The sequence below is a fragment of the Ameyamaea chiangmaiensis genome (genome assembly GCF_013376175.1).
Classification (GTDB): Bacteria; Pseudomonadota; Alphaproteobacteria; order Acetobacterales; family Acetobacteraceae; genus Ameyamaea; species Ameyamaea chiangmaiensis.
Genome location: NZ_JABXXR010000007.1, coordinates 1 through 25,640, shown reverse-complemented (window position 1 = coordinate 25,640; position 25,640 = coordinate 1). Strand labels below are relative to the sequence as shown.

Sequence of the window (25,640 nt, the reverse complement as noted above, 5' to 3'; positions counted from 1 at the left end):
CGTCGGTTGGTTTACGCTTGGTGGATATCTCGTCGACCGTTCGAGCGTCGCGACGCCGCTGTGGATGGTGTCTCTCGTCGTTAGTTCCTGGGTATGCGCCTTCGGGGTTGTTGGGTCCGCTCTCTTGCGCCGGGCCTTTTCAGAACTAGGGGTGATGTGAAGTGAAGCGCCCCACGAAATGCCACGGGAAGATCCGGTTTGCGCTCATGTGCCAGGCCGAGAAAGCCGCCGACCGTATGCGATCGAATGACCGAGCTGTTGGTGTTTACCTCTGCGGAGAATGCGACGGATGGCATATCGGCGGCACGAAGTGGATCAGGATGCCCGGGCGGCCGCAGCCGAGGACGACGCAGATTGCAGCGGGAGGGTTGGAGTGAAATGCCGGGCAAGCTGGCAGATGATAAAGCGCCTGAAAAGCGAAAGCGCGGACCTGGACGCCCGTTCGTAAAAGGTCAGGTGGCCAATCCATCCGGCCGGCCCAAGGGCACGCGCAACAAGCTATCGGAGTCCTTCATCGCGGCCCTTTACGATGACTTCGAGACGCACGGCGTCAGGGCCATCGAGATGATGCGCATTGAGAAGCCGGGTGATTACGTAAAGGCAATCGCGGCGTTGGTGCCGACCCAGTTCCAGGCGGTCGACAAGGACGGCGAGGCAGCGGACATGAGTGTTACCGTCAACTTCGTGCGCAAGAATGGCTGAGATTTCCATTCCCGAGGCATTCGAGTTCCTGTTCGACGAGAGCCGATACAAGGTTCTGTATGGCGGCCGCGGGTCCGCGAAGTCGCACTCGATCGGGCGCGCGCTGCTGGTGAAGGGGATGCAGCGGCGATTGACGGTCCTGTGCTGCCGTGAGTTCCAGAACAAGATCAGCGAGAGCGTGCACAAGCTGCTGAGCGAGCTGATCGACCTGTACGACCTTCATGCGTTCTACGAGGTGCAGAAGACCACGATCATCGGCAGGAACGGCACGCAGTTCTACTTCGCCGGCCTGCGTCACAACATCAGCGGCATCAAGTCGTTCGAAGGAGCGGATATCGCGTGGGTTGAGGAGGCCCAATCGATCTCGAAGGGATCGTGGGACATCCTGATCCCGACCATTCGTGCGCCCGGGTCTGAGATCTGGATCAGCATGAACCCGGATTTGCAGACTGACGAGACCTACCAGCGCTTCATCGCATCGCCGCCGCGGAACGCGCTCGTACGCAAGATCAACTGGTCGCATAATCCGTTCTTCCCGGACGTGCTGCGCGAGGAGATGGAGGATCTGAAGGCCAAGAACGAGGATGAGTGGCTGCACGTGTGGGAAGGACACCCGCGCCAGTCTCTTGAGGGGGCGATCTACGCCAATGAGATGAGGCAGGCGACAGAAGAGATGCGCATCTGCGACGTGGCGTACGATCCGTCAGCGCCCGTGTTCACGGCCTGGGATTTGGGATGGAGCGACATGACCAGCATATGGTGCTGGCAGAAGATCGGCTTCGACATTCGCGTGATCGACTTCTACCAGAATCGCATGGAAGGCCTGGACCATTACATCGGCTGGCTGGAGCGTCGCGGCTATCGCTACGAACGCCATTTCCTGCCGCACGACGCGAACCAGGGCCAGTTGTCAGCGGCCGGCAAGACGATCGCCACCCAGCTTCGCACGCGCGGCATGCCGATATCGGTCCTGCCTCAATTGCCGATCAAGGCCGGTATCAGCGCGGCTCGAACCCTGTTTCCTCGCTTGTGGATCGACGCTGATCGATGCGCGGATGGTGTCGATTGCCTGCGCCGGTATCGATACGACGTCGACCAGCAGACCGGGCAATACTCGTCCAAACCTCTGCACGATGACGCGTCGCACGGTGCAGATGCGTTCCGGCAGATGGCTGTTGCCATCAACGACCCCAAGCCGAAAGAGGCGCGCAAACCCGCTGCCCCACGCCTGCAAATGGCCGGCGCGTCGTCTGGCTGGATGGGTGCCTGATTTCTCTGTACGCTCAATTATTCATCATGCTATAAGGTATCCCGATGGCGATACAAGAAACCGATGACGTGATCCGCGAGGTGCAGGAGCGCTTCGAGGCGTGCCGCGACTTCGAGGCGCAATGGCGTAAGCGTGCGCTGGAGGATCTGAGGTTCTTTCACGCTGACGCCTACAATCATGCGCAGTGGGATGATGCGGTCTATCAGGTCCGCAACGGCACGTTCGGCGGATCGCCACGACCTTGCCTGACGATCAACAAGACCCAGCAGCACGTCTTTCACATCGAGAACGACGCCCGGCAGTCGCAGATGGGCATGAAGATCAACGCCACGGGATTTGGCGCGACAGAGAAAGCGGCTGATGTGCTCGAGGGCATTGTCCGTCACATCGAGTATCAGTCGAACGCCCAGCAGAACGCCTACAACTGCGCAATCCAGGGGCAAGTTCGGCAGGGCATGGGCTGGGTCCATGTCGTCACGGACTACGTGCGCGGACAGGACAGTTTCGATCAGGACTTCTTCATCAAGTCCGTGCCTGACCCGCGCTCGGTCTATTCCGATCCCAACACCCAAGAGCCCGATCACAGCGACATGCAGTGGGCTATGATCGTCGAAGAAATGCCGCGCGCCGAGTTCGATCGGCTTTATCCGGGTCATCAGGACATCAGGGGTGCCCCCCTCTCGCTCGTGACCGAGAATGACGACCGAACTGACGCCGTCGAACGCGATATCGTCCGCGTGTTTCGGTACTACCGGCGCAACGAGGAAAAGGACACGCTGTGGGCAGTCCCGAACCCGCAGACAGGCGCGATCCAGCCGATGCGCCAGAGCGAAATGCCGGAAGAGATGGTCGAGGTGTGCCGTGCGCTTAAGGCTCAATCCCGTCCGATCACGCGGCCACATGTCGAATTCTTCCTGATTGCGGGCGATGAGGTCATCTCGTCGGGCCCGACCGTTTTCCGTCACATCCCGCTGGTGCCATTCGTCGGCATCGAAAGCGTGATAGACGGTCGGCTTGACCGATGCGGGCTTGTTCGCGCGCTCATCGACCCCCAACGCATGTTCAACTACAGCGCATCGGCGTTCGTGGAGAGCATTGCCATCCAGACGAAATCGCCATGGCTTGTCGATGAGCGTTCAATTGAAGGCTATGAGAACCAGTGGGCGAGCGCCAACGTCAGCAATCAGGCCTACTTGCCCTACCGCTCTATCGATCCTGACGACTCCACGCCGCTCCAGGCGCCGCAGCGCCTGGATCCGCCCACCGGCAGTAGCGGTCATATGCAGGCGATGCAGAATGCTGACCTGCAAATGCAGATGGTCACCGGCCAGTATCAGGCCGAGATGGGCGCGCCGGGCAACGAGCGCTCCGGTAAAGCCATCAATGAGCGCCAGCGCCAGAGCGACACGGCGAATTACCATTACACGGACAATCAGGGCATGGCGCTGCGCCTGCTCGGGCGCATCCTGATCGACGCCATTCCTCTCGTGTATGACACAGCCCGCGCGGTTCAGGTGCTGGGCGAAGATGGCGAGCAGACCAGCGCCATTGTCGATCCGGGCGCACCGCAGGCCGCGCAGGTAGTGCAGCCGCCCGGGCAGCAAGCGCCGCAGGGGTCGACCATCGAGCAGCAAATGGCGATGCAGGGGGCAATCCTTGCCATTAACCCCACGATCGGGCGCTATGACGTCGAGGCGGACGTGGGGCCTGCGTTCGCAACCCGGCGTCAGGACACCTTCAACGCACTGATGCAGGTTCTTCAGGCGAACCCGGCGATCATGGCTCAGATCGGCGATCTGTTCTTCAAGGCCGCCGACTTCCCATTGGCTGACGAGATCGCAGACCGCCTCAAGCCCGCGCAGGAGGATCCGCGCCTTGGCCAGGCGCAGCAGATGATACAGCAGCTTCAGGCGCAGGTCGGCCAACTTAACCAGCAGGTTAAGGACAAGCAGCAGGACTTGGCCCTGCGCGCAGACAAGCAGCGCCATGAGGCTGTTATCGACCTGATGGATGCTGACACCAAAAAGCGGGAACAGCAGACGGATGAAATGGCGGCGATCGGGTCGATCTCGCCTGAAAGCCTCAAGCCGGTGCTGGAGAATCTCATCCGCACGATCCTTGCCGAGCAGGGAACGCCGCACGCGCCGGTGCCAGAGGTGAACCCGCAACCTCTCGAGCGCCTTCCTTCAACCAACCCACCTGGGGGCGACATTCACGCTCCCAACCCTGTGACAGGAGCCGTTGACGTATGAGCGCCCCCATCTCGATTTCCATTACGCGAACAAAAAATGGCTACACCGTTTCGGCTTACAATCCAGCATACGACAGCAGAGACATCATGGTGGCCGAGACTGAAGCGCGAATGCTGAAGATTGTACGTGAATGGTCAAAGGAAGTCAGCAAGTGAGCGAGACCCTCGAAACCCCTGCCGTCGTCGCGACGGACGCCCCTGCCGATCGTTATGCCGGCGTCGAGTTCGGAAGCACCACGCCTGAAACGGCGGGGGAAACGCCCCCTGCCCCCGCTGATGAGACGAAGCCCGAGCCTCAGGCCGAAGCGCCGAAAGAGCCGGACGAGCCGAAGTGGTATGTGAAGCGCATCGGCAGCATCACGGCGAAATACAAGGCTGAAGCAGAACAGCGCGCCGCCCTTGAGCAGGAGCTTGAGCAATACCGCCGCACGCTCGCGACACAGCGTGGAGAGACGCAGCCCGAACCGGAACTGACGCCTGACCAGATCAGGCAGCAGGAACGCGACAAACTTGCAGCCGAAAGCGCGGAGAGGCAGCGGGCGCAGGCGTTCGGGGAGACGACCAAACGCGTGGCCGACTCCCTTGCGGCCGCCCATGGTTCAGCAGCCGTGACGGCGGCGACGCAGTCCCTTGTGTCCCGTGCTGGGATGGACTTCGCAAACCCGACTCATCGGCAGGTGATCGAGGACATTTCAGAGTTGCAGAACGCTGGGGCCGTGTACTATGCTCTTGCGAACGACCCTGATGCGGCGTCAGAACTGTTTGAAGCTCCAGAGCGGAAGCAGTTCGCCATGTTGCACAAGTTCGCGGCCTCGATTGAGGAAAAGGCGCCGGCGCCCGTTGTGGCTGACCCTGCGCCGAAGACTCAGCAGATTTCGCGAGCCCCGGCCCCTGTGGCGGCGGCATCTGGGTCCGGTCGGGCGGTATCAAGCCGGTCGATCTACGACAGCGATCTGAGCCCTGAGGAATACATCAAGCTCAGATCAAAGAAGTAAGGCGACGGCCTCTAAGCGGATGCCTGGCAGGAGCACATCCCGCCCGTTGACTGGCACGATAGCCACGGGTGGTTTCCGGTCGTAACCGGCGCACGTTCTGGCACAGCCGAGAGCGGGTCATAGGCGCAAGAGCGCCATGCAATGCGAGCCGAACCCGTGGCCAACAGTCTCATTAACAACTCGATGATCACGCGCGAAGCGCTGATGATCCGTCGCAACACCAACGATTTCGTGCAGAACGTTTCGCGCGAATATCAGGACCAGTTCGCTCGGAGCGGAGCGAAGATCGGCGACACGATCAACGTGCGCCTGCCGAACGATTACGTCGTGCAGAACGGCCCGACCGTCAATCCGGAAGCGACCGCCGAACGGTCGATCCCACTGGTGATCAACTACCGCAAGAACGTCCCGATGTCCTTCTCCACGCAGGAGCGGACGTTGAACATGGACGACTTCTCCGGTCGTTACATCGCCCCGGCAGTCAATGCGCTGGTCGGCCAGGTGGCGTCCGACGCCATGACGCTCGCCCTTCAGGCGTCGAACATGGTCGTGAACCTCGACAGCGACGGCAACCTGATCTCGCCCTCGTCCCAGACGTGGTTGCGGGCCAAAGCGCTTCTGACGACCTGCAACGCGCCGATCGATGATCGCTATGCGGTGCTGGACCCGATGACCGATGCCAACACGGTCGCTGGTATGATGGGGCTCTTCAACCCCGGCAATACCGTGTCGACGCAGACCCGCGACGGCCAGATGGGCAGCAAGATCCTTGGCGTCCGCGAGTGGATGCAGGACCAGACCGTCCCGATCAGCGAGACGGGCTCGTACGACAGCAAGGCGACGGCAACGGGCGCGTATGGGAACTACACGCCCAATGGCGCGCCGGTCACGACGATCTCTTCCAGCGCAAGTCCGCATTCCTCCGTGCTCACGACCTCAGCCATCAACGGCACGCTGAACGCTGGCGACATCATCACCATCGCGGGCGTCAACCGCATCAACCGCGTCAACAAGAACAGCCTGCACATCCCGCAGCAGTTCGTGGTTCTCGCGAACTGCGCATCCGGCGCAACGTCGATCCCGCTCTCTCCGGCGATCATACCGCCGGGCGCGAATGGGCCTGTCCCGTATCAGACCGTCGATGCTGCGCCGGCGGCCGATGCGGCGATCACCCTGGTGGCACCCGCCGGCTCGATTATCCGCCGGAACATGCTCTACAGCAAGCGCGCCATGACGCTGGCGACGGTCGATCTGGAAATGGTGGACCGGGGTGTCGTCGATTGCGGCCGCGCGTCGCTCGACGGGGTCAGCCTGCGCACCCTGACCTACTACAACGGGTCGGATGATACGCGGGCAACCCGTCTCGACGTGCTTTACGGCATCGGCATGCTGCGCCCTGACTGGTGCGTCATCGTGCCGGAACTGGTCGGCTGATGAGCCGCTACCCGCGCTCGATCTTTGCCCCTGACGGTTTCACGACCGTGACCGTCAGGAGCGCTGACGAGGAATCGCGGGTGCGCGCTCGCTTTGCGGGAGAACCGGAGCCATCACGCTCTGACCTCTCGCCCAAGCCCGTCACACGGCGCAAGGGACGACCGCCCAATGTCAGGCAGCAGTAACGGAACACCCGGCACGAGCGGTTATCTCGTCTCTGATCTTGTCGGCCTGGCGCTCGAGCAGTTGGGCGTCGGCGTTGGTGGGATGAACATGGACCCGCAAGGGCTCGCGTCCGGCGTCATGCATCTGAACATGATGCTAGCACAGTGGCAGCGCCGGCGCTGGCTTGTGCCAAATCTGGTCGACATGGCGTTTCCGTCCACAGGCACGAGCGTTTACTATATCGGGCCGGGCGGCGATCTCGACACGCCGGTTCGGCCCGACAAGATCGAGGGCGCGTATGCTCGCCTTCTCAATGGCGCTCCCCTTTCTGAGCAGGGCGAGTTCGCACCTACCGATTTCGCCGCGGCGGACTTCGCAACCCCCGTCAATGGCCTCGATGCTGGTGTGCAGCCAATCGATTACGCACTGGAAATCATCCAGTCATACGAGGACTATGCTGGCCTTGGCCTCAAGGCGCTTCGGTCATGGCCCAATTACGCGTTCTACAATCCTGTGTTCCCCATGGGAGAATTCTACCCGTGGCCGATACCGACGGGCGCAATCTGGGAATTCCATGTTCTGTTTAAGCAGCCGCTTCAGACAGACCTCAGCCTGACAAGCCCCATCAACCTGCCTCCCGAATATTGGGATGCCATCATGTGGTGTCTGGCCGCGCGCCTTGCGCCGTCATACGGTCAGGAGGCATCACCAACGGTAACGGCACTCGCGAAATCGTCACTCGGCACCATCAGGGCTTCGAACACACAGATCCCCACGCTTGGGATGCCGTCGATCCTAACCCCCATCAGCAACCCGTTCTACTGGCCGGGTCTGGAGATCCAGAAGCTATGAAGCGCATATTCTTCCTCATCGCGCTCCTGTTCCCGGTCATGTCGTGGGCGCAATCCATTCCCCAGATGGATCGCCGTGTCACTTTGGATGGCCCCACTGGTCTGAACTGGGCGCTGTCGACGAAGGCCGACGCAAACAACGGAAAGCTGACGAATGCCACTATCGATGCGGCCAGCACGATCGGGGGGACGGCGGCATCAACTATCGCGACCAATGCAAATTGCATTACGACGGCGATGTGCATTCTGTCGCCCATCATCAAATATTCACCGGGGTGGATAGGGAATGTCGCCCGCTCGCTGGAGGCGCGTCTCACTGATACCGTGTCGCTCAAAGACTTCGGCGCAACGGGAGCCGAGAGCACCACAGAGGACGACACCCCGTACCTTCAGGCCGCCCTAACGCTGGTTTGCAAAATCAGCGGTCACGGTGGATACGTTTTCATTCCTGCTGGCCACTACTACATAGCCGCCTCATCGGGTGAAACTGTGCCGTGTGAAGGTGTGCATGTCGGGGGCGCTGGCGTACGCGCGACCATCCTGCACGTGACCGGATCTGGTAGCGCGCCAATCTTCAATTTCAATGCTCCGGTTGAAACGGGCGATCGCTATTTCTATCAGGGCGAGTTGGATCATCTTTCGATCTGGGGCGCAAACACGTCGAGCCAGACCGGCTACGCTGTCAGCGTGACGCAATGCTACGGCTGCCAGGTCCACAACATCGAAACCAATTTCATGTTGCATTCGGTCAACGTGTATGCGGGGGCAGATATCGGCATCTACCACAGCCAGTTCAACGAGACTCTTTTGGGTGGTGTCGCGATTAATATCACCGGGTCGGACAGTGGGTGCTCGGCTAACGTGGGAGGATGTGCGACGCGCGCGGACGTGATCAAGCTTTCCGACCTCAATGTGTCTGCGGCCCTGAACTCCACTATCAACACGCCGCCGGCCGTGGCGCTCCATATTGGAGATTTCGTGCAGACCGTATGGATGGACCGTCTCGTTTTCAATCAGGTCTCAACCGGCGTTCAGGTCGATTGCTACAATTCGAGCCAGATCGGCACATGCCCAGGATTCATTTATGGTAGCCGGGTCGAAGTTGAGAGCAACAACACGAACGGCGTGGCAAATGCGGTGGGATGCATCAGCGTCGATAATGCGTCTGAGGTCGAGTTCTATTCTCCGCAGTGCTATGGATCGACCCCTTCCAACAATTTGATCGTGTTCAACTCGTCGCGCTTCCAGAGTGCTATGTTCAAGGTCTTCGGAGGGAAAATCGAGAAAGCTAATCAGGCATGCGTCGTCTCGCGCGTCTCAGACCTGGTTTGGTCCGGCTCGACGATCGCCAATTGCGGCAATACCGATGCGACGAGCGCATATGCGATCCAGCTTTTCGCCGCAACCAACATGGATGGCAGCGGCGCAAACATCAGCAACATGGCATTCTGCTCAGTCGGCGCAGGCAATACGGACGGAGACGCAAATACGATGTCCGGCCTCTATATCGGCGTGGGTGTGCGGTATGTGACGCTTGGCACGAGCACGGCGCGTGGATGTAGCGGCCTGTATGCGATCGATACCGCCAACACTGACCAGACGACCTACAATCTGACCGGCGGAAACGTGGTGCCGCACTGATGGCCCGCATCAACCTCTCCGGTGGGTCGTATGACGCACGCGCCGTCTCTGTGGCGGCCCAACGTGTCCTGAACCTGTATGGAGAGCCAGTTCCGGCAGACGATGGTGAGCCTGTCCGGTTTGCATATTACCCGACGCCCGGCCTCACGACAGTAACGCAGCCAGGCGGCATATGCCGGTGCGCCTACCAGACGACGCAGGGCGACGCGATATTTGTCTTGGGGCAAAGCGTTCTTCTTCTGAACAGGAATGGCACGACCACGGTCATCGGCACGATCAGCGACTATGCCACCCCAGTACGAATGTCAGATAACGGAACTACGCTGTTCATAGTGGATGGAACAGCGACCGGCGGGTGGTATTGCGATATGCCCTCGAAGCCCGGCTCGGGAACATACGGATCCCTTGTCCAGATCAGTGACGGCGCTTTCTACGGGTCGGCCACGATTGCGATCGTGGACACGTTTTTCCTGTTCGTGAACCCCGATACGACGAACTGGTACACCAGCCCGGCGCAATTCGCCGACGAGAGCACAACGCCGTTCGATAGCCTCTACGTGGCCAGCGACAGCACGAGCCTGTCCACGATCATCGGCGTTGCCGTTCTCGGGCAATATATCTGGCTGTTCGGCCGCTGGCAGACCGAGTTCTGGTACGACAGCGGAGCCGCTGATTTCCCGTTCCAGCGCGTGCAGGGCGTCACTGTCGAGGCCGGCTGCGTCGCGCCATACTCGATCTGCACCATTCCCACGACGCCGAACACCATGAATGGCGGCATCATGTGGCTGGGCCAGGACCGAGACGGCTATGCACGCGTCTATCTAGGTCAGCAGACGATTGCAGCGCCGGTCTCGACCTTCCCGGTAGATGGCGCGCTTCAGGACATGGGTGATCTGTCGGGCGCTGTGGCGTCCGTGTATCAGCAGGACGGGCACGTCTTCTACGTTCTGACGGTGCCCGGCCAGCCGTCGACATGGGTTTACGACGTGTCGACCGGTCTGTGGCATGAGCGCTGTGCGCTCGATAGCGACGGCAACGAGACCCAAGTCCGCCCGCTTTTCTGGTGTGCGGCATACGGCAAGGTCTGGGCGGGTGATCGCGAGAATGGTGCCATCTATCAGGTGAGCGTTGATGCGCTTGACGATGCGGGAACCCCGATCAAACGCCAGCGCTCCTTCCCTCACCTGCTGACCAACGGTCGGCGCGGCATCCATCGGCAATTCGGCCTCGACATGCAGAACGGGAGCGGCGTCTCGATCGCAGTCGACTGGTCCGACGATCGAGGGGAAACATTCGGAGCGCCGCGGGAACTCACGCTCGGCACGTCCGGCAATGTATGGCCGACGCTCTGGCGCCTCGGCATGGCGCGTGATCGCGTCTACCGGATTACCTGGACTGGACAGGCGCAGACGGCACTCATGGGTGCCTTCATCGATATCGACCCGGTGCGCACATGAGCGCCGCGGCCAAAGACCTCAACGCGCCGTTCATTGGCAACAAGCTGTGCAATCCTGACGGCTCGCTTACGCTGCAGGGACAATCGTTCCTTCAGCGCCTCTGGGCCCGCACCGGTTATGCCCCTGGCGTGGACAGCGCGTTCCTGTCGCAGGAGGCAGACATTGCTGCCCTCGGGACACAACACGCAATCGTCTCGGCGGACCAGGCATCCCGCTCGGCTGATGATGCCGCGAAGCTCTCGGTCTTCAACGGATCATCAGTTGCAATCGAACTCGCGCAGCGCGCCCTCGATGCTGCGGTGATGGCACTTGGCCGCGCACAGCAGATCGAGGCGAGAGCGTTAAAAGCCTTGGAAATTGCCGAGGAATTGAGTACGATCCACGCTACGACGAGCGGTAACGCCCGAGACGGGACATCCTCAGATGAAAGCATGGCCTTCGCGGTCATGACCCGCAAATGGCCGTCGTAGCCCAGAACCTCGTCAAAGGCTCAACCCTCACGGGGGATATCGCCACCATCTACACCGCCGGCGCCGGGACAACCGTCATCACCAGTGTCGTGGTGGCCAATCCGACAAGCGCGGCTGTCAGCCTGACGATCAGTATCCAGCGGAGCGGCGGCACGACTCTCGCTATCGTTCCTGCACGGGCCATCGCATCAGACGGAACCGATCTTGCGCCTGAACTGGCCCGGGTGCTGACCAGTGGTGATGCCATTCAGGCATCAGGGAACGGACTGAACATCATCATCGATGGGTATCTGCTGTCGTGATGAGTGCTGCCGAACTTCTTGGCCATGAGCCGCCATGCCACGCACAGATTTATCGTGAGGGCGACGTAATGGCGGCCGCAATTCCCATAAGCGAAACCGCATGGGAGGTGCATTGTGGCGCATCCCAATCCCAACGTGGTCGGCCTGCGCTTGCTGCATTTTCGCGTTTGATACAGCGCTTCTGGGACGAGCACCCTTCGGTTTTTGTTCTCGTGGGCGTCATGGAAGCGGCGCACAGGGCTGCGCGCATCAATGCTGTCAGGCTGGGATTTGTTCATTTCATGACCGCCGTTCTGCCATGGCCTGACGGAACCAGCCGTCTGACTGCCTGCTACCGATTGGAGAGATCGTAATGGGAATCGGAAGCGCTATCGGGGGGGCGGCCCAAGCGGCGGCTACAACCGCGTCGACCGCCATGCAGGTGAACGAGCTTGAGAAAGCGCGGCAAGCGGCGTCTCAAGCCGGGCAGACAGCGGCGAAGAACATCAGCGCTGGCGGCTCGGCAGCGCAGGACTACTACAACCCGTACGTCGCGGTAGGCACGAACTACCTCGGTTCGATGTCGAACAATCAGGCGTATAATTCAAACGACACGTCCTACATCGATAAGGCGGAAAACGCCCTCAATCAGACGACGCTTGAACAGACGCCCGGGTATCAGTGGAATCTGTCGCAGGGCGAGCAGGCGGCCACGAACAGTGCGGCGGCGCGCGGGCTGGCGAACAGTGGGGCCGCCCTCAAGGGCGCGTCGACATACGCCAGCGGCCTGGCAGACAGCACGTATCAGAACCAGTTCAATGACCAGCTTTCGGCGAACAGTTCGGCGCAGGGAAACCTGACGAACGAGTTCAACCGCCAAAATGCACTTCTTGGATATGGGTCTCAGGCGGCTGGCGCGAGCGCCGCGAATGCACTGAACACAGCCACAGCAAGCAACCAAGCCCTCATGGAGGGCGCGACAGGTTCGGTGGCGGCCACATCAGGGATCGGGAACGCATTGTCAGGAGGCGCGAGCGCTTTAGGGAACACGGCGACTACCTACGCAGCCTACAATCGACTTCTCGGGAATTCGGGCGCGTCCACTTCGCCAAGTGCCTCCAGCTCATCCGGGGCCAGCAACTGGGACAACTACCTCAACGCAGGATACAGCTGATGGCCAGCTTCGACACCAACGCCCTGTCCCACCCTTATACGCCGCAGCCAGCCAACCCGTTTGAGATCGCGGCACAAGCGCTCGGCGTCAAGAATGCCTTGCTGGATAACAAGATCCGGCAGAGCGAATATGATGCGCAGATGGCGCGGGGTGCTGCCTACGCGCATCATTACAACGCGCTGACGGGCGAATATGACATCCCGGCCGTTCAAAGCGAATTGGGATCGACAAGCGCCGGGCAGTTCGGGTTGCCGGAAGCCGTAACAACCCTGCGGAGCCAGCAAAAGCAGGCGATCGATAACCAGGACGCGCAGCTTTCGTTCCAACGACATGCCAGCACTGCGGCTACTGACGGAATGGGGCGTGTTATCGCTGACCCCACCGACGCCAACGTCAAAGGCTATGCGACGTTTATGTCGCGGCTTACGCCCGCTGCAACTCCTCAGATCAATGCCATCGCAGCACAGGTTGTGGCACTTCCGACAAAGGCGCAGCGTGTCGAAGCGCTTAAGGGCGCATTCACCGCTCATATGGGGCAAGAGGCTGCTAGCCGCGTCTTCGGAACGCCAACAAGCGTTGACGATGGACAGAATATCCAAACCGGAACGCAGGCATCTGAAATGGATGGCGGTGCATTTACGCCCGCTGGAGTGGTCCAGAAGCAGGTCGGGCCCGAGAGTAACGCGTCGCTGGTTCCCGTCACGATGCGCGACCCCACAACGGGGCAGATGATCACCGTTTATCGCCCAGCATCCGAACTGCGACAGGCCGCCGGTGACGGCACATTTACCGGACGACGCATCGACACCGCGGGAGGTGGAGCGGAGCCTATGGCCGGCTCCCCGAGTGGCTATGACGAGCAGTACAAAACGGGGCAGGCAGTCCAGAACACATTGGCGGCGCAGCAGTCCGACGTGACGCAGAATATCGCGACGCTGCGGAATCTGGACGCGCTGCTGGCTGCAGTACCGAAAGACGCGCGCTCGCGCACTCTCAAAGAGATCACGAACAACGTGAGCAAATTCGGGATCGGCGGCAAAGACGCGGCGGGCTATGCGACACTGGCGCAGGAAATCGACAAGGCCGGCACGACCTTGCGCAAGCAGATGATGGACGGGGGCGGTGGTCCACATACCAACGCTGGCCTTGCTGATCTGGAGCATATCACACCAGGCATGGAAATGACGCCCACAGCCGCGCGCGCCCTGACCAATGAGATGCTGACGGCCGCCCTGTATCAGCAGGGACGGCAGAAGGTGGCTGCCGGCCAGAAGGATGCGACCAAGGTTCTGTCGGCCCTCGCTGACTATGACCAGAATTTCGACCCGCGGTTCGCCACGATCCAGCGGTTGGGTCCAGAGGAAGGTCGTGAATATGCCAAGAGCCATATCGAAGACCCGGCGCAGTATGCGTCTTCCGTCTACCGTATGGCGCGCGCGGCCCGAGACAAGGGATACGATTATGGCCTGACGCCGCAGCAGCGCGATCGGATCATTGCGGCGTATGAGGCGCAGAGTGGCCGATGAACTGCAACCCAAGGTCGATGAAGCGTTCGCGTCCGCGTCGCGCCGATACGATATAGACGAGCGATGGCTCCGGGCCATTGCGCAGACAGAGAGTGGCGGCGACACGGGGGCAAAGAGCCCGGCCGGCGCTATCGGGCTCATGCAATTGATGCCGGACACGGCGCGGCGCCTGGCGGTTAACCCTAGAGACCCGATTGAATCGATCTATGGCGCGGCCCGGTTGCTGGACGAAAATCTTCGCCGCTATGGCGACCCACATCGCGCGATGGCGGCCTATAATGCCGGGACCGACGAGCGGCGATGGAGTAACCCCGAAACGCGCGCCTATGGCGGCAAGGTAATGAGCAATATGGCCGCTATCTCCGCAAAGCAGGATGCGCACAAGAAGGCCGCCACGCTGGACGATAGCGTTTATGGTTGGGACGAGGGCGACGGGCGCAAGACGACGACGTTGGGTGACGACATTTATGGCTGGGCCCCTGAGGGGCGGCTTGAAACGAAAGTGCCGGAACAGTCCAGACTTGAGAAGGCGGCGACGATTGCGAACGATACCGTCAATGCGGCCGGGCGTGAAATCGACCGCACAGGCGCCGGTGTCGCTCGCCTTCTTGATTATCTCTCCTCGGCTGGGCACCGGATCGATAATCCATTGTCACGGACCGCGTCTCGTGTCGCGGATAAGATCGAGGCCGCAGAGAACGCCGATGAGGCTTCCCGAGCCGATGATTACGGCGGCGGCCTGTCTGATACGGTCGGCACAATCGGTGGCGGCCTCTTGGCTGCCGGTCTGGGGGGGCGCGTCATCCGCCCTGCGGCAACCCTTCTGGAGGGCAGTCGAGCGGGTCGGATCGCGGCCAATGTCCTGAAGGGGGAAGGCAATTCTGCCACGCGATGGGCGAACAATGCCCTTGCGGGCGGGACGCAGGCGGCCTTGGATGGCGGCGATGACCCTTTCCATGCAGCGGCTGTTTCGCTCGGTCTCGGCGCGGCTGGGCACCTTGTCGGGAAATCCCTCGTGCCCGTCGGCGGCCGCGTCAAAAACTCGTTTGCTCGTGCGCTGAATTACCTGGACCCGGAAGGTGTGAAAACCGAGACCGCGCCTCGCAGCGCACCTGAAAGCGCTTCAGGTCCAATGGGGGATAGCTCAGACGCACCCAAAGCGGCACCGGGCACCCCGGGCGTGCAGCCCCAAACGGCGGCTGAGCAGAAAGCTGAAGAGCGCGCACAGACCAAGGCCGTTTCCAAGATCGGCGCGTTCACAGACCCGAAGGCTGCCGCGCAGGCGATTGTCAGCGCATTCAGCGGGACGAAGGGAACCCGACTTTACGAGGCGCAGATTCCTGGCGTCCTCCATACCCAGGCTACGAAGACGCGCGATGTGAAGCTCGCGGCATTGGAAGACAACCTGCGCGATCTCTATCCGGATGCGTTCCGCACGCTCGACCTTGCGAACAGCGACGCCTACGCCGCGCACCTTCGGGGCACCATCGGCACTCCCGAGCAGATCCAGAACCTTGAACGGGAGCGCACCGCGTTTGAACGCGAGAGCCGGGAAGCCGCTTTCGCCGATGAACAGGCTGTGCCGACCGGCGAGCTTCACGCAATCCTCGACCGGCATATTGGGGACAGCCGAGGCAACGATGCCGTCAAGACGGCGCTTACACGCGCCAAAGCGGCCCTGGCGGACGCATCTGACGAAGGCGGGACAGCGCTGCCGTCCAATCTCTGGAACGTTCGCAAGGCGATCGGATACGGCCTCCAGCAGGCCGCCGCATCCGAGTCCTCGCATATGCGCGCCGCGGCCTCTCGACTGTCGCCATTCATGGACGATCTGGCTGAGCATATAGACCAGGGTGCGCCGGGATTCCGGGACTATCTGGAAGGATACTCGAAACGCTCCAGCGATATCGACAGCATGCGCTTTCTCCAGTCGCGTGGGCTGACACAAGCCTCGAACGACGCCGCCAATGGCGAGGTCGTAAACTATACGGCTCTCAAGCGTTTGATCGGCCAGATCGACAAGAACGAGGTGTCCGTTGCGAGCAAAGGAACGGATGCAGTCACTCCCCAGCAGGAAGGTCGGTTGCGCGCGCTTTATCGTGACATGCTCGCCGAGCGCGAAATTCAGGCAGCCGGACGATCGAGCAGCGCGTCAAAGACATTCAAGGCCGGGATGACGCAGCGGACAAAAGAGGCGCGCGGCGGCCATGTCGGCGGCCTTCTTGGCCCGATCGGAGGCGTGCTGGCCGGGCATGAGGGGGGCCTCCTGACCGGGGGCGCTGTCGGGACGGCATTGCACACTGGAAACGCGCTTTTGGGGCATGCACTGGCAGCGCGGAGACTGACGAATATGGAACGCACCGACCAAGAGGTGATCAATCACCTGCTCGGGCGTTAGAGGCGCGGGGTGATCCGCAGTCCGTGCAATCGCTCTTCCCGGCGGCGCTCGATCTGGGCGCGAATGTATCGAGGCGCGAACGACAGAAGAAATGCCGCCACCAAGAACGGCGTATTCCCATCTTCGAGCATAGAGAGCGGATCCTTGCTTCCCATTGCGTGGTCGACATAAAGGAGCACTAGAAGAAGCGCGCCAGTGACGAATGCCAAAAATGCTGCAGGTAGAAAATCGCCTCTGACCCACCAAAGAAAGAACAGGAACGTAGCGACGACGTAAAGGAGGATCATGGAGCCATGTTAGCTTGGCACGGTCGCCCAACGGAAGAGGAATCTGCTCGCCTTTTCTCCTTGCTGCGACACCCCCAGCCGTACTAGACTCCCTGCACGGCACGCTCTGCGTGTGACGGGTCACAATCTGCACAAGATTCCCGCTCATGCGCCGACTACTGTTCGCCGTCCCCTTTCTTATTGCCGTCCCCGCATTCGCCCAGACGCAGGCCGCGAACCCGGTTGAGGTTTTCGCCAATGGCAAGCGATCGGGTGTCACGTCGCAGCCGTTCGTGGTCCTGACGGTCAGCCAGGCGCTTCCTCTCGCGTCGCTGCCGGCGACCTGCTCGGACGGCGCGCTTGCGCTGGTGACAGATGGCCGAACGCCGATGCAGGCGGCTGGCGCGGGCACGGGCGTTGTCGCGCGTTGCCTGACGAACAAATGGCTTTCGGTCGCGTCCAGCGCGCAGGTGCAGAACTGATGCGCGGCTTTCTTCTTGCGGCCATGGTTCTGATCCCCGCCATTGCCAACGCACAGTCGCGTGCCACCTGGAACGACCCGACTTTCTTCAGTGGTGGCGCGCCGCTGTCGAAGCAGGAGTTCAAGGCAGCCATCGGAGCGCCCGGCGGCATCCCCTCCCTCGACAGCAGCGGCAACCTCACCGCGCCGGTCGTCTCGAGCATGGTGCGCGTCAAAGGCGGCCATGACGTGGTGACATCTCTGACGTCTCCGCCCACCAATGTCGCGGGCCTCATGATTTCCGATCCGGATATGAACCCCTACACCGGCGTCGGCCCGATGTTCACGTATAATGTCGACTACCCGAACGAACTGACGCTGGATCAGCGGATGCCCGGCACGAATGGGTTCTCGCTCCAGAACGAGGACATCACCGGCTTTCCCGCGATGACCTTCCGGCAGCACGATTACTACAGCCCCCTTGCGGAGATGGCCGAGCATGGGGCGACCGGGTATGGCGCCTCCCTGCGAATGGGGAACGACTACGGCTACAATTTCTTTGAGTCGTCGAACTTCTGGAAGCATGGCAATAGCACGCTCTTTGCCGCACCCGCCTATACGATCCAGCAGTCCGGGATGCACTTTCAGAGCGGTGTGTTTCAATACGCCTACGCCGTCCTCACATCCGGCAGCAACAAGATCACCTGCCAGAAGCTGACAGCCGGCGCGGACCCGAGTGGCTGCACGTTCCCCGCGGGGATCAACGGGCAGAGCATCTACGCGCCCTACAGCTTCGGCCTGATCATGCCCGGAACCGTTATCGCGAGCGGTGCCGGGACCAACACGCTGACGCTGACGCCGCCGGACGGGTATTCGTCCGCTTCGGCAGTGACTGGGACGTCTCAGGATACGACCAACGGCACCATCGTCGCGTTCGGGACACCGGTGTGGGACCAGGAAGAAGAGATGATCTTCAACCGCCTGGGCAATGTCGAAATCTATCCCCACGGCGGCTTTGCGAACGGCAACTACTACAATGCGCCCGTGCTGGCGGTCGATCGCCTGTTCAGCAGAGTCGGCATCAACATCGGCGGTCCCTACGGACAGCCGCAGGCCGATCTGGACATCAACGGCCACGGGATCGTGGGCAAGGACAGCGACGGCTACGTTGATCGGGCAAAGTATGCCACCGACGGCGTATGGAACATCATCGCGTCTCCCGGCTCCGGTGACACGGATCAAACGGCACTCAACATTTACGGCCACGGCCTGAACCGTTTCCACATCGAGTGGTGGACGAACCCGTCCCTCCTGGCCTTGCGGGACATGAACGCGAACCGAACGTTCATGACGTGGCCTATGGATGGTTCGTCGCCCGTTGGGATCGACGCCGGCGTCAGGGCGCCCACCTACTACGAGACGTTCATCACCCCAGCCTCCTCGACCGCAGCCTGCACGCAGGGCCAGTTCGGTGACGACGCCAATTATCACTACGTCTGCACGGCCACGGATACGTGGAAGCGTGTGGCGCTGGCGACGTGGTGACGGCCATGGCACCTGATCCCCGTATCGAAGAGCACGAGCGCCGTATTTCGAATCTCGAGACAGCAACGTCCGAGATACGAGCGGGCCAACGCGATCTCTCAGACAAGATGATGATCATGCACGGCGAGAATCGCGCACGCGCTGATGCGAACGAAAAGAAGATCGCCGCGGGCTTCTCGACCCTGGAAGCGAAGGTGGACGGCATCGGAAACCTTCGTGGCTGGGTGAAGTGGGTTCTGGTGATCACGTCCTGTTCCGGCTTCGCGTCCCTGATCAACCATCTGTCGGGAGCCGCGCCATGACCGACCCGATCGATATCGCGGCCCGTACGGCCTGGGGCGAAGCGCGCGGCGAGGGCACGACCGGGATGCAGGCCGTGCTGAACGTCATCCGCAACCGTGCCGACCATCCGGGTTGGTGGGGGCACGATATGGCGAGTGTGTGCCAGTGCGAGAATCAGTTCTCGTGCTGGGATGCCGAAGATCCGAACGGCCCGAAAGCGCGCGCCGTCACCGACGAAGACCCGCTGTTCCGTTATGCGCTGTCGATGGCGAACAAGGCGCAGGCCCATCAGCTTCCGGATGTGACGCGAGGATCGGACAGTTACTACGCGACTACAAGCGCGCGCCCGCGCTGGGCGTCCGGTCGCACCCCTCAAATCATCATTGGCCACCACGCGTTTTACCGCGTCGGCCTGATTGGAAATGGACTGTGAGCCTCAATGCTTCCGACGTTGCCCTGATCGGCACGGCCTGCGTGTCCGTCTGTGCCGTAGTCGCGCGGTTCTGGCCGCGCCCGGCAGACGGCAGCAAGTGGCTGCCCATTTACAACCTCGTCAATCAGATCGCGCAGAACGGCGGACATGCCGCGAATGCAGATGATGCCAGCAAGAAGGATATCGGCCATGTCTGAACTCATGCTTTCCCGCCGCACCGCGTTTCGTGGTCTCGCTGCTCTGGCGGGTGCTACGGCTCTTGCGGCCTGCACCATCACCCGGGACGGCAACGTGACGACCATCACCGTCAACGTCGCCAAGGTGAAGGCGTACGGGGCCGCCGGCCTCAACGCGGTATCGACCATCCTGTCAGTGGCGGCGATTGCCAGCGCCATCGGTGCGCCGGCCGTCGCGGGGATCGAGGCAGCGGCCGTTGCCCTGTCGGCGTCGCTGGCGGCGTTCTCGACGGCTGCCGGATCGAGCGTCACCGTCACGTATGACAGCACGTCGTTCAAGACGGCGATCGACAGCGTTCTCGCCGACCTGAAGGCGGTGGCGTCTGACCTGGCGGCCGCCGTCAGCGGCGCGAACACGAAAGTGGGATCGTCGGCCCTGTCGACCGCCACGACGGCGCTCGACGCGCTCCAGACGGTCGTGTCGGTGTTCGAAGGCCTGCTCGGCGTCGTGACGGCCCGGCGCGTCGGCGCGACCATGACCGAGGCGCAGGCGCTGGCCATCCTGCACGTGGCCGTATGACAGCGGTCGTTCGGCTCTATCACCCGAGCGACACCTTCGGCCGCCTGATCTGCTGGCGGCTGGAGTCCGACTACAGCCACGCCACGATTGAACTGGGCGGCCTGATCTACAGCGCGACGTTCCCGCACATCGTGGCCGTGGCCGAGAACGACCCGGCGTTCGGCATGCCGCCGCGCCAGGGGCTCGCGCTGGAGGTTCGCCTGTCCGATGACGAAGCCGCGCGCGCCCTCGCCTACTGCCGGTCCATGGTCGGGAGCGATTACGACGTACTCGCCATGCTCGGCTGGGCCTTCCGCATCGAGCGCATGCAGCGGCCTGGGCACGTCTACTGCTTCGAATACGTCGCGGACGCTCTGGCGGCTGCTGGCGTTTTTCAGCAGAGCAAACGCCTCATCACTGGCGAGCAGCTTCTCAATGATCTCTACCGCGCAGGCCGCATTGCCGAGCCGCCGGCGGGAACAGCGCGTCTCGCCCGCGCACAGCGTCCAGCCGTGACTGTCCGCGCACCCAAGGTGAACCCATGACACTTCCCCAACTCGGCGCCCTGCCCGCGCAGGTCCGCCCAGGACAGCCGCGCCTTGCGCCATCCCTGCGCATGATGGCCCGGCAGGCCCCGCCCCGGCTGCTGCGCGACCACATCGACCCGGCCCCGCTGATGCTGGGGAACGACACGCTCGGCGACTGCACGTCGGCCGGGCTCGGCAACCATATCCGCGCGACGGCTGCGCTGGGCGGCTTTCAGGTGGGTGTCCGTACTGCGGACGCGATCCAGTTCTACGAGCGGTCGACCGGCTACACCCCCGCCGATCCGAGCACCGACCAGGGCGGCATCGAGTCCGACGTGCTGACCTACGCCAGCCGCAATGGCTACGCGCTGGAGAACGAGACCCTGTTCCCGATCTGGGGGACGGCCGAGCCCGACGACTTCAACGGCATGCGCAACATCATGGCGTCGATGGGGGCTGCGTATCTGGGCGTGCAACTGGCCATCGCGGATCAGGGCGACGGCGTGCTCGACACCACGACGCCGGGCGATCAGACGCCGGGGTCATGGGGCGGCCACTGTCTTCTCGCGTGGGGTTACACCGGGACGGCGGATACCGATCTGGTCTCACTGCTGACGTGGGGGACGATCCGTCAGGCGACGTGGCGCTGGGTCCGGTCGCGGATCATGGAGTGCCACGGCGTTGCATGGCGGCAGTTGGTCCCGGCGTCGGGGATGACGCTTATGGGCGGGGACTGGGGTGCGCTGGTCGAGGCGAATAGGGAGTATCTGGCGGGGTGAGCACGATGAAGCACTGGTCCGATTGTGCCGTTCACAATGGTCCGGCAATGGAACCGGGGCCTTGCGATTGTGGGGGCTATGAGGCGGCCATCGACAAGAAGCAAGGGTCATCCGGCATCGGTCTTGAAGGCTTTTACACGCACGCTATCCAAGGCGAACTTTCCAGCCGGGAAGGCGTATCCACGCTTCGCTCCGTTAGCCCCGAAGATCGTATCGTCGTAACGATCAACGGCGCTGTTGCTTGCGATCGGTCAGGGCCCGCCACCGTGACAGTCAATATCGACTGAAGGTATAGCGGCCCTTGATGAAGGCATCGTAATATCGTCCTTTCGACGAGGCGTTCAGCAGTCCATCGTAAACGGGCTGAGGAACGCCGTGATAGCTGTAATGCTTGCCACTTCCCCTGAATTGGATCGTAAGAACACGTGTGGCCGGGTTGTAGTCTGCGCTGGCAACAGATGTTGAAGCGGGGAAGGTCGGCATAGAGGTCTTTCAAGGAAAAAGAGCCGCCCTTGACCAATTCCGCTTCACTCCGCTAAACACGGCGTGTTACGCAGCGGTATCCCACCGGGCGGTTCGAGCGCGTGGTGGCTGAAGGGGTCGGACTGCAATCCGGCCTCTTCGCGTATCAAATCTCCGAATAAATGTTTTGTGACTCATAAACAAGGGGTTAGCCCCGAGTCGCACTCTTTCCGTTCACATTTTGTTTTGATTCGTAGTCGGTTCAACCATCCGGAATTTCCGGACAGTTGAACCTGTAAGCAATCCTTACAAGTTGGCGTTTGTCTCTCACAAAACGCTGCTTCGCGATACACAAGCGCTGTTGATGCTCACCGTTGATACACAACGGGAATCCCTCCCTCACGCGCCACACCCTAATATAGCAGCGCGCGAGGGAGGGGTGCTGCGGGCCGGGCTTGATACCGGCTGTTGGGTATGTGCGTCGTCCGGGCCCGATATCGACATCCTACTCGGCCATGGGGTCACAGCCGCCCAACGCTACTGAACACCGCCCGTCCATCCGGGCTGCCGCAACCCGCGCAGAATCGCATGGGTCGGGGGTGGAGTACAAGGGGAATGTCGTCGCGAGTCGCGCCCATTTAGTGGCACGGATTTGGCACGGATTTTGGTGATTCGGGGCGGCCCTCAGCGTACCGGAATGGCCCGAAAAGAACGCAACGGCTGCGCCTACGGAACCAAAATATCGCAGAAAACCGGGAGTCGGATGGTGGGTGCGACAGGGATTGAACCTGTGACCCCCGCCGTGTGAAGGCGATGCTCTACCGCTGAGCTACGCACCCATCCGATGCGCGCCTTCTAGCAAGGGTGGACGGGGCTGACAAGCACCTTCACCCCCCGCTTCGTCGTTTCTGTCGCTTTTTCAGAACCCGAACATGTGATCGAGCGAAAAGCGGCCGCCATCGTCCATCACGCCGTGATAGCCGAACAGGCGGCAGGTCAGATCGCGGATCAGCACATAACCATCCTCGCCCGCGCGTGCGAGCGCCGCGTGTCCGAACAGGGTGCCCGGGCGCACCATGCGCGATCCCGATGCGGGAATCTTCAGGGTCGCCTGCGCGATTTCGGCGCCCGATCCATCATGCAGCGTCAGGCCCGTGTCCGAAAACGCGTGCCAGTTGCGCGACACCGGATAGATCAGCCACGCAAAACTGTCCGCGTCGGGCCGGCCGAGCTTGAGAAACAGACGCGTGGTCAACCCGGGCGCGGGCCCGCTGTAGGACTGCGGCTCGGACCGCCAGGTCATCAGCGTGTTGAAGATATGTGCGCCAAAGCTGCTTTCGGCGGCATGACCGGAGTGCCGGTCGTGGTAACGCACCAGCGTGTGCAGCCAGCCGTCGGCGTCACCGCCATCGCGAAAATCGTAGACCAGTTCGCCATGTCCAGCCTCGTCCACCCAGTCGGCCATGTCCGGCGCCTCGGCGTGATTGCGCGGCAGGCAGCCGAGAAAGCGGCTTGCGGTCGGGCGGCCGTCCGCATCGAAACAGTCGATCCGCACTGGCAGGGTCTCGAGTGCCTCAGACATCGGGGCGGGCAGCACGATCGAGCGATAACGCTTCGGATCGAGGATGGGAAAGGGCAGCAGAAAGCCCCGCCCGAACGCCGCCTCCGGCAACGCGCGGATCGCGGGTTCCGGCCGCAGGTCGTTCCGTTCGACGTTCAGGTGGGCGATGCGCGTGCGGCGGTCGGCCGTGATCTCATAACGGGGACGCACGACATGGCGCCCGGTGCGCACCTCGATCTGCGCGGGCCACGCAAGGTCGGGAACCAGCGCGCCGACATCGAGCGCAAGCGTGGCATAGGGCCCGATCCCGACCGGCACAGGCACCTGTTCATCCGTTCCCATGCGATTGAGCGCGAGGTCACCGGGCACGATCGGCCGCGCGTGGCTGTTCTGCAGCCACAGCACCACATGCTCGCCCGGCGCGGGCGCTGGCAGGTTGGCATAGCGGTCGGACGGCCACGCATTGGCATCGTGCGTCACCGACAGGCTGGGATTGCCGTCATTCCCATAGGTTTCGAGCGCGTATTTCACGACATCATGGCCACGTACGCCGATGGCATGGACGAACAACTGCCCGGTGAACGCGCCCAACCCGAAGCGGGCCCTGACCTGCGCGCTGTCGATCACGATTCCGGCTGGTCCCGTCGGCACGGACTGCTCCCACGTGCACAGCACGGCCCCTGCCTCATCGAACAGCCGAAGCCACAGCTGCACCGCCGGAGCGTCGTAGTTCGCCCAGTAATTGGCGGTGACCAGACGTGTGGAGAGCCCGTCCGCATCGCGGAAAAAGGCGTAATTCGTGGCGAAATTCAGCCGATCGAGATAGGCGCGCGGCACGCTGAGCATCGCATCGGGAATGCGCGCCGCCGTCAGCGTCTCCAGCGCCGCGCCGTTCGGCAGCAGCGGTCGCACCCGCGGCAGCATCCGCCCGTCGTCGAAGGACGCGATCAGGACGGTGGCCGCATCGGCCTGCGGCAGTTCCGTCAGCGCACGGGCGGGCGCGGCTCCGGCAATGACCTCACCCACGCGATCGATGTCATGCACGAAGACGCCCGCGTCGGGCACCAGTTCGGGGTGCAGGGCGAACAGCATCCGGGCGAAACCCTCGGGATCGTAGACCGCGAACGGGCCGCTGGCCGACAGACGCCCGGCCAGGGCCGCAAGACCCTCGGCCGCCAGCGGATGCGCCAGCGCCTTGTAGAGGGCATTGCCGCCATGCGCGGCATCATAGGTGCGAATATCGAGCATTCCTCACTCCCCCAGAAGGCGGCGCATCGCGGCCGCGGCCAGTGGCGTATCGTCCAGCGGCTCGACCGGCCAGTCCTCCGCACGACCGTCAAAGAGACGGACACGCCCGGCGAGAGTCAGTTCGCGGACGAACAACTCGATCCGGCGTGACGTGCCCGGCAAACGGATGACATGAACCGGCGCACACGTCGCCACCGCTTCCGATATCATCGAGACCGAGTCGATCGTCACCAGAATCCGATCCGCGCAGGCCAACAGCCCCAGATACGGGTTCTCGCCGGTCATATCCCAGACCCACGCCCCGCGCGGTGACAGCCTTTCTTCCAGAAGCTGCCGGACCACGGGATCAGTACGGCGAGAGGGCGTGACCACCAGACCGGCGCGATCAAACTCCATCACCTCGCGCAGTCCCTGGGCCAGAACCTCGGCCGCCGTGGGGTCGAGCGTGTAACGGCCATTCGTCCCGCCCACCAGACAGGCGACCAGCGGGCGCGGAAGATGCGCCAGACGCGGCGCCCAGACCGCGCGGGCCTCGGCCAGGACGTCCGGCGTCACCTGATGCAGCGCCGTCCGGGTCAGGACGACGTTCGGGCCGGAAATCTCGTCATGGCGGTTGGCGATCACCAGATCGAATTTCGACAGCGCCATGCGCGGGTTCTGCACCTGGATCACGGGCCGGTCCGGCGCACGCAGGGCGGCGGCCACCGCCGCGCTCTTGCCGCCCACC

The 25,640-nt window shown here is 62.3% G+C and carries 27 protein-coding genes and 1 tRNA gene; 23 read left to right on the top strand and 5 right to left on the bottom strand.

The window, feature by feature from the left end; all coding sequences use genetic code 11:
* Window positions 1–378 precede the first annotated feature (378 nt).
* From HUK82_RS02065 to HUK82_RS02000, 14 genes are all read left to right on the top strand, one after another.
* Window positions 379–702, top strand: coding sequence for a DUF5681 domain-containing protein (locus HUK82_RS02065; protein ID WP_176612371.1), 324 nt, complete (start codon window positions 379–381; stop codon window positions 700–702).
* Window positions 695–1,972, top strand: coding sequence for a PBSX family phage terminase large subunit (locus HUK82_RS02060; protein ID WP_176612370.1), 1,278 nt, complete (start codon window positions 695–697; stop codon window positions 1,970–1,972). The genes HUK82_RS02065 and HUK82_RS02060 overlap by 8 nt, the downstream gene beginning before the upstream one ends.
* Window positions 1,973–2,040: 68 nt before the next feature.
* Window positions 2,041–4,224 carry a portal protein gene (locus tag HUK82_RS02055; RefSeq protein ID WP_176612369.1) on the top strand — a complete coding sequence of 728 codons (2,184 nt, stop codon included), beginning with the start codon at window positions 2,041–2,043 and terminating at the stop codon, window positions 4,222–4,224.
* Window positions 4,221–4,379, top strand: a complete 159-nt coding sequence (locus HUK82_RS02050) for a hypothetical protein (protein ID WP_176612368.1) — start codon at window positions 4,221–4,223, stop codon at window positions 4,377–4,379. The genes HUK82_RS02055 and HUK82_RS02050 overlap by 4 nt, the downstream gene beginning before the upstream one ends.
* A complete protein-coding gene (locus HUK82_RS02045; RefSeq protein WP_176612367.1) occupies window positions 4,376–5,218 on the top strand; it encodes a hypothetical protein in 843 nt (280 codons plus the stop codon). Before HUK82_RS02050 ends, HUK82_RS02045 begins: the two co-directional genes overlap by 4 nt.
* A gap of 141 nt (window positions 5,219–5,359) precedes the next feature.
* On the top strand, window positions 5,360–6,652 hold the full coding sequence (locus HUK82_RS02040) for a P22 phage major capsid protein family protein (RefSeq protein ID WP_176612366.1): 1,293 nt from the start codon (window positions 5,360–5,362) through the stop codon (window positions 6,650–6,652).
* 168 nt (window positions 6,653–6,820) lie between these two features.
* Window positions 6,821–7,669, top strand: coding sequence for a hypothetical protein (locus HUK82_RS02035; protein ID WP_176612365.1), 849 nt, complete (start codon window positions 6,821–6,823; stop codon window positions 7,667–7,669).
* The gene (locus HUK82_RS02030; protein WP_176612364.1) at window positions 7,666–9,309 is read left to right on the top strand and encodes a hypothetical protein; all 1,644 of its coding nucleotides are present in this window, start codon (window positions 7,666–7,668) and stop codon (window positions 9,307–9,309) included. The genes HUK82_RS02035 and HUK82_RS02030 overlap by 4 nt, the downstream gene beginning before the upstream one ends.
* A 368-nt stretch (window positions 9,310–9,677) precedes the next feature.
* Entirely contained in the window at window positions 9,678–10,766 is a 1,089-nt protein-coding gene (locus HUK82_RS02025) for a hypothetical protein (RefSeq protein ID WP_176612363.1), read from the top strand.
* Entirely contained in the window at window positions 10,763–11,236 is a 474-nt protein-coding gene (locus tag HUK82_RS02020) for a hypothetical protein (RefSeq protein WP_176612362.1), read from the top strand. Before HUK82_RS02025 ends, HUK82_RS02020 begins: the two co-directional genes overlap by 4 nt.
* Window positions 11,224–11,538: a hypothetical protein gene (locus HUK82_RS02015; protein ID WP_176612361.1), complete on the top strand. Its 315-nt coding sequence runs from the start codon at window positions 11,224–11,226 to the stop codon at window positions 11,536–11,538. Before HUK82_RS02020 ends, HUK82_RS02015 begins: the two co-directional genes overlap by 13 nt.
* 415 nt (window positions 11,539–11,953) lie before the next feature.
* Window positions 11,954–12,691 (top strand): hypothetical protein, encoded by a 738-nt coding sequence (locus HUK82_RS02010; protein ID WP_176612360.1) that lies wholly within the window; start codon window positions 11,954–11,956, stop codon window positions 12,689–12,691.
* Window positions 12,691–14,217, top strand: a complete 1,527-nt coding sequence (locus tag HUK82_RS02005) for a hypothetical protein (RefSeq protein ID WP_176612359.1) — start codon at window positions 12,691–12,693, stop codon at window positions 14,215–14,217. Before HUK82_RS02010 ends, HUK82_RS02005 begins: the two co-directional genes overlap by 1 nt.
* The gene (locus HUK82_RS02000; protein ID WP_176612358.1) at window positions 14,195–16,615 is read left to right on the top strand and encodes a lytic transglycosylase domain-containing protein; all 2,421 of its coding nucleotides are present in this window, start codon (window positions 14,195–14,197) and stop codon (window positions 16,613–16,615) included. Before HUK82_RS02005 ends, HUK82_RS02000 begins: the two co-directional genes overlap by 23 nt.
* Here the strand turns inward: HUK82_RS02000 and HUK82_RS01995 are convergent.
* Window positions 16,612–16,902, bottom strand: a complete 291-nt coding sequence (locus HUK82_RS01995) for a hypothetical protein (protein ID WP_176612357.1) — start codon at window positions 16,900–16,902, stop codon at window positions 16,612–16,614. The two genes, HUK82_RS02000 and HUK82_RS01995, sit on opposite strands and share 4 nt — an antisense overlap.
* Before the next feature lie 146 nt (window positions 16,903–17,048).
* On the opposite strand from HUK82_RS01995, the gene HUK82_RS01990 reads away from it, so the two are divergent.
* The 9 genes from HUK82_RS01990 to HUK82_RS01950 are packed head-to-tail and all read left to right on the top strand — an operon-like array spanning window position 17,049 to window position 21,929.
* Window positions 17,049–17,363, top strand: a complete 315-nt coding sequence (locus HUK82_RS01990) for a hypothetical protein (RefSeq protein ID WP_176612356.1) — start codon at window positions 17,049–17,051, stop codon at window positions 17,361–17,363.
* Window positions 17,363–18,886: a hypothetical protein gene (locus HUK82_RS01985; protein ID WP_176612355.1), complete on the top strand. Its 1,524-nt coding sequence runs from the start codon at window positions 17,363–17,365 to the stop codon at window positions 18,884–18,886. The genes HUK82_RS01990 and HUK82_RS01985 overlap by 1 nt, the downstream gene beginning before the upstream one ends.
* 5 nt (window positions 18,887–18,891) lie before the next feature.
* Window positions 18,892–19,188, top strand: a complete 297-nt coding sequence (locus tag HUK82_RS01980; RefSeq protein WP_176612354.1) for a PIN domain-containing protein — start codon at window positions 18,892–18,894, stop codon at window positions 19,186–19,188.
* Window positions 19,185–19,601: a cell wall hydrolase gene (locus tag HUK82_RS01975; protein ID WP_176612353.1), complete on the top strand. Its 417-nt coding sequence runs from the start codon at window positions 19,185–19,187 to the stop codon at window positions 19,599–19,601. Before HUK82_RS01980 ends, HUK82_RS01975 begins: the two co-directional genes overlap by 4 nt.
* Entirely contained in the window at window positions 19,598–19,798 is a 201-nt protein-coding gene (locus HUK82_RS01970) for a hypothetical protein (RefSeq protein WP_176612352.1), read from the top strand. Before HUK82_RS01975 ends, HUK82_RS01970 begins: the two co-directional genes overlap by 4 nt.
* Window positions 19,791–20,357: a hypothetical protein gene (locus HUK82_RS01965; protein WP_246495159.1), complete on the top strand. Its 567-nt coding sequence runs from the start codon at window positions 19,791–19,793 to the stop codon at window positions 20,355–20,357. Before HUK82_RS01970 ends, HUK82_RS01965 begins: the two co-directional genes overlap by 8 nt.
* Window positions 20,354–20,881, top strand: coding sequence for a hypothetical protein (locus HUK82_RS01960; protein WP_176612351.1), 528 nt, complete (start codon window positions 20,354–20,356; stop codon window positions 20,879–20,881). Before HUK82_RS01965 ends, HUK82_RS01960 begins: the two co-directional genes overlap by 4 nt.
* Window positions 20,878–21,642 carry a hypothetical protein gene (locus tag HUK82_RS01955; protein ID WP_176612350.1) on the top strand — a complete coding sequence of 255 codons (765 nt, stop codon included), beginning with the start codon at window positions 20,878–20,880 and terminating at the stop codon, window positions 21,640–21,642. The genes HUK82_RS01960 and HUK82_RS01955 overlap by 4 nt, the downstream gene beginning before the upstream one ends.
* Window positions 21,639–21,929 (top strand): hypothetical protein, encoded by a 291-nt coding sequence (locus HUK82_RS01950; protein WP_176612349.1) that lies wholly within the window; start codon window positions 21,639–21,641, stop codon window positions 21,927–21,929. The genes HUK82_RS01955 and HUK82_RS01950 overlap by 4 nt, the downstream gene beginning before the upstream one ends.
* Here HUK82_RS01950 and HUK82_RS17645 read toward each other — a convergent pair.
* From HUK82_RS17645 to HUK82_RS01930, 4 genes are all read right to left on the bottom strand, one after another.
* Window positions 21,916–22,125: a KTSC domain-containing protein gene (locus HUK82_RS17645; protein ID WP_176612348.1), complete on the bottom strand. Its 210-nt coding sequence runs from the start codon at window positions 22,123–22,125 to the stop codon at window positions 21,916–21,918. The two genes, HUK82_RS01950 and HUK82_RS17645, sit on opposite strands and share 14 nt — an antisense overlap.
* A 743-nt stretch (window positions 22,126–22,868) precedes the next feature.
* Window positions 22,869–22,943 (bottom strand) — tRNA-Val (locus HUK82_RS01940).
* Window positions 22,944–23,023: 80 nt separating this feature from the next.
* Entirely contained in the window at window positions 23,024–24,913 is a 1,890-nt protein-coding gene (locus tag HUK82_RS01935) for a hypothetical protein (protein WP_176612347.1), read from the bottom strand.
* Between the two features lie 3 nt (window positions 24,914–24,916).
* Window positions 24,917–25,640, bottom strand: a 724-nt coding sequence (locus HUK82_RS01930) for a mitochondrial fission ELM1 family protein (protein WP_176612346.1), incomplete at its 5' end; no start/stop codon positions are given.

Excerpts from the sequence above, each read along its gene's own strand:
- HUK82_RS02065 (WP_176612371.1), top strand. The coding sequence starts at position 379 with ATGCCGGGCAAGCTGGCAGATGATAAAGCGCCTGAAAAGCGAAAGCGC.
- HUK82_RS02060 (WP_176612370.1), top strand. The coding sequence starts at position 695 with ATGGCTGAGATTTCCATTCCCGAGGCATTCGAGTTCCTGTTCGACGAG.
- HUK82_RS02050 (WP_176612368.1), top strand. The coding sequence starts at position 4,221 with ATGAGCGCCCCCATCTCGATTTCCATTACGCGAACAAAAAATGGCTAC.
- HUK82_RS02040 (WP_176612366.1), top strand. The coding sequence starts at position 5,360 with ATGCGAGCCGAACCCGTGGCCAACAGTCTCATTAACAACTCGATGATC.
- HUK82_RS02035 (WP_176612365.1), top strand. The coding sequence starts at position 6,821 with ATGTCAGGCAGCAGTAACGGAACACCCGGCACGAGCGGTTATCTCGTC.
- HUK82_RS02030 (WP_176612364.1), top strand. The coding sequence starts at position 7,666 with ATGAAGCGCATATTCTTCCTCATCGCGCTCCTGTTCCCGGTCATGTCG.
- HUK82_RS02025 (WP_176612363.1), top strand. The coding sequence starts at position 9,678 with ATGCCCTCGAAGCCCGGCTCGGGAACATACGGATCCCTTGTCCAGATC.
- HUK82_RS02020 (WP_176612362.1), top strand. The coding sequence starts at position 10,763 with ATGAGCGCCGCGGCCAAAGACCTCAACGCGCCGTTCATTGGCAACAAG.
- HUK82_RS02015 (WP_176612361.1), top strand. The coding sequence starts at position 11,224 with ATGGCCGTCGTAGCCCAGAACCTCGTCAAAGGCTCAACCCTCACGGGG.
- HUK82_RS02010 (WP_176612360.1), top strand. The coding sequence starts at position 11,954 with ATGCAGGTGAACGAGCTTGAGAAAGCGCGGCAAGCGGCGTCTCAAGCC.
- HUK82_RS02005 (WP_176612359.1), top strand. The coding sequence starts at position 12,691 with ATGGCCAGCTTCGACACCAACGCCCTGTCCCACCCTTATACGCCGCAG.
- HUK82_RS02000 (WP_176612358.1), top strand. The coding sequence starts at position 14,195 with ATGAGGCGCAGAGTGGCCGATGAACTGCAACCCAAGGTCGATGAAGCG.
- HUK82_RS01995 (WP_176612357.1), bottom strand. The coding sequence starts at position 16,902 with ATGATCCTCCTTTACGTCGTCGCTACGTTCCTGTTCTTTCTTTGGTGG.
- HUK82_RS01990 (WP_176612356.1), top strand. The coding sequence starts at position 17,049 with ATGCGCCGACTACTGTTCGCCGTCCCCTTTCTTATTGCCGTCCCCGCA.
- HUK82_RS01985 (WP_176612355.1), top strand. The coding sequence starts at position 17,363 with ATGCGCGGCTTTCTTCTTGCGGCCATGGTTCTGATCCCCGCCATTGCC.
- HUK82_RS01980 (WP_176612354.1), top strand. The coding sequence starts at position 18,892 with ATGGCACCTGATCCCCGTATCGAAGAGCACGAGCGCCGTATTTCGAAT.
- HUK82_RS01975 (WP_176612353.1), top strand. The coding sequence starts at position 19,185 with ATGACCGACCCGATCGATATCGCGGCCCGTACGGCCTGGGGCGAAGCG.
- HUK82_RS01965 (WP_246495159.1), top strand. The coding sequence starts at position 19,791 with ATGTCTGAACTCATGCTTTCCCGCCGCACCGCGTTTCGTGGTCTCGCT.
- HUK82_RS01960 (WP_176612351.1), top strand. The coding sequence starts at position 20,354 with ATGACAGCGGTCGTTCGGCTCTATCACCCGAGCGACACCTTCGGCCGC.
- HUK82_RS01955 (WP_176612350.1), top strand. The coding sequence starts at position 20,878 with ATGACACTTCCCCAACTCGGCGCCCTGCCCGCGCAGGTCCGCCCAGGA.
- HUK82_RS17645 (WP_176612348.1), bottom strand. The coding sequence starts at position 22,125 with ATGCCGACCTTCCCCGCTTCAACATCTGTTGCCAGCGCAGACTACAAC.
- HUK82_RS01935 (WP_176612347.1), bottom strand. The coding sequence starts at position 24,913 with ATGCTCGATATTCGCACCTATGATGCCGCGCATGGCGGCAATGCCCTC.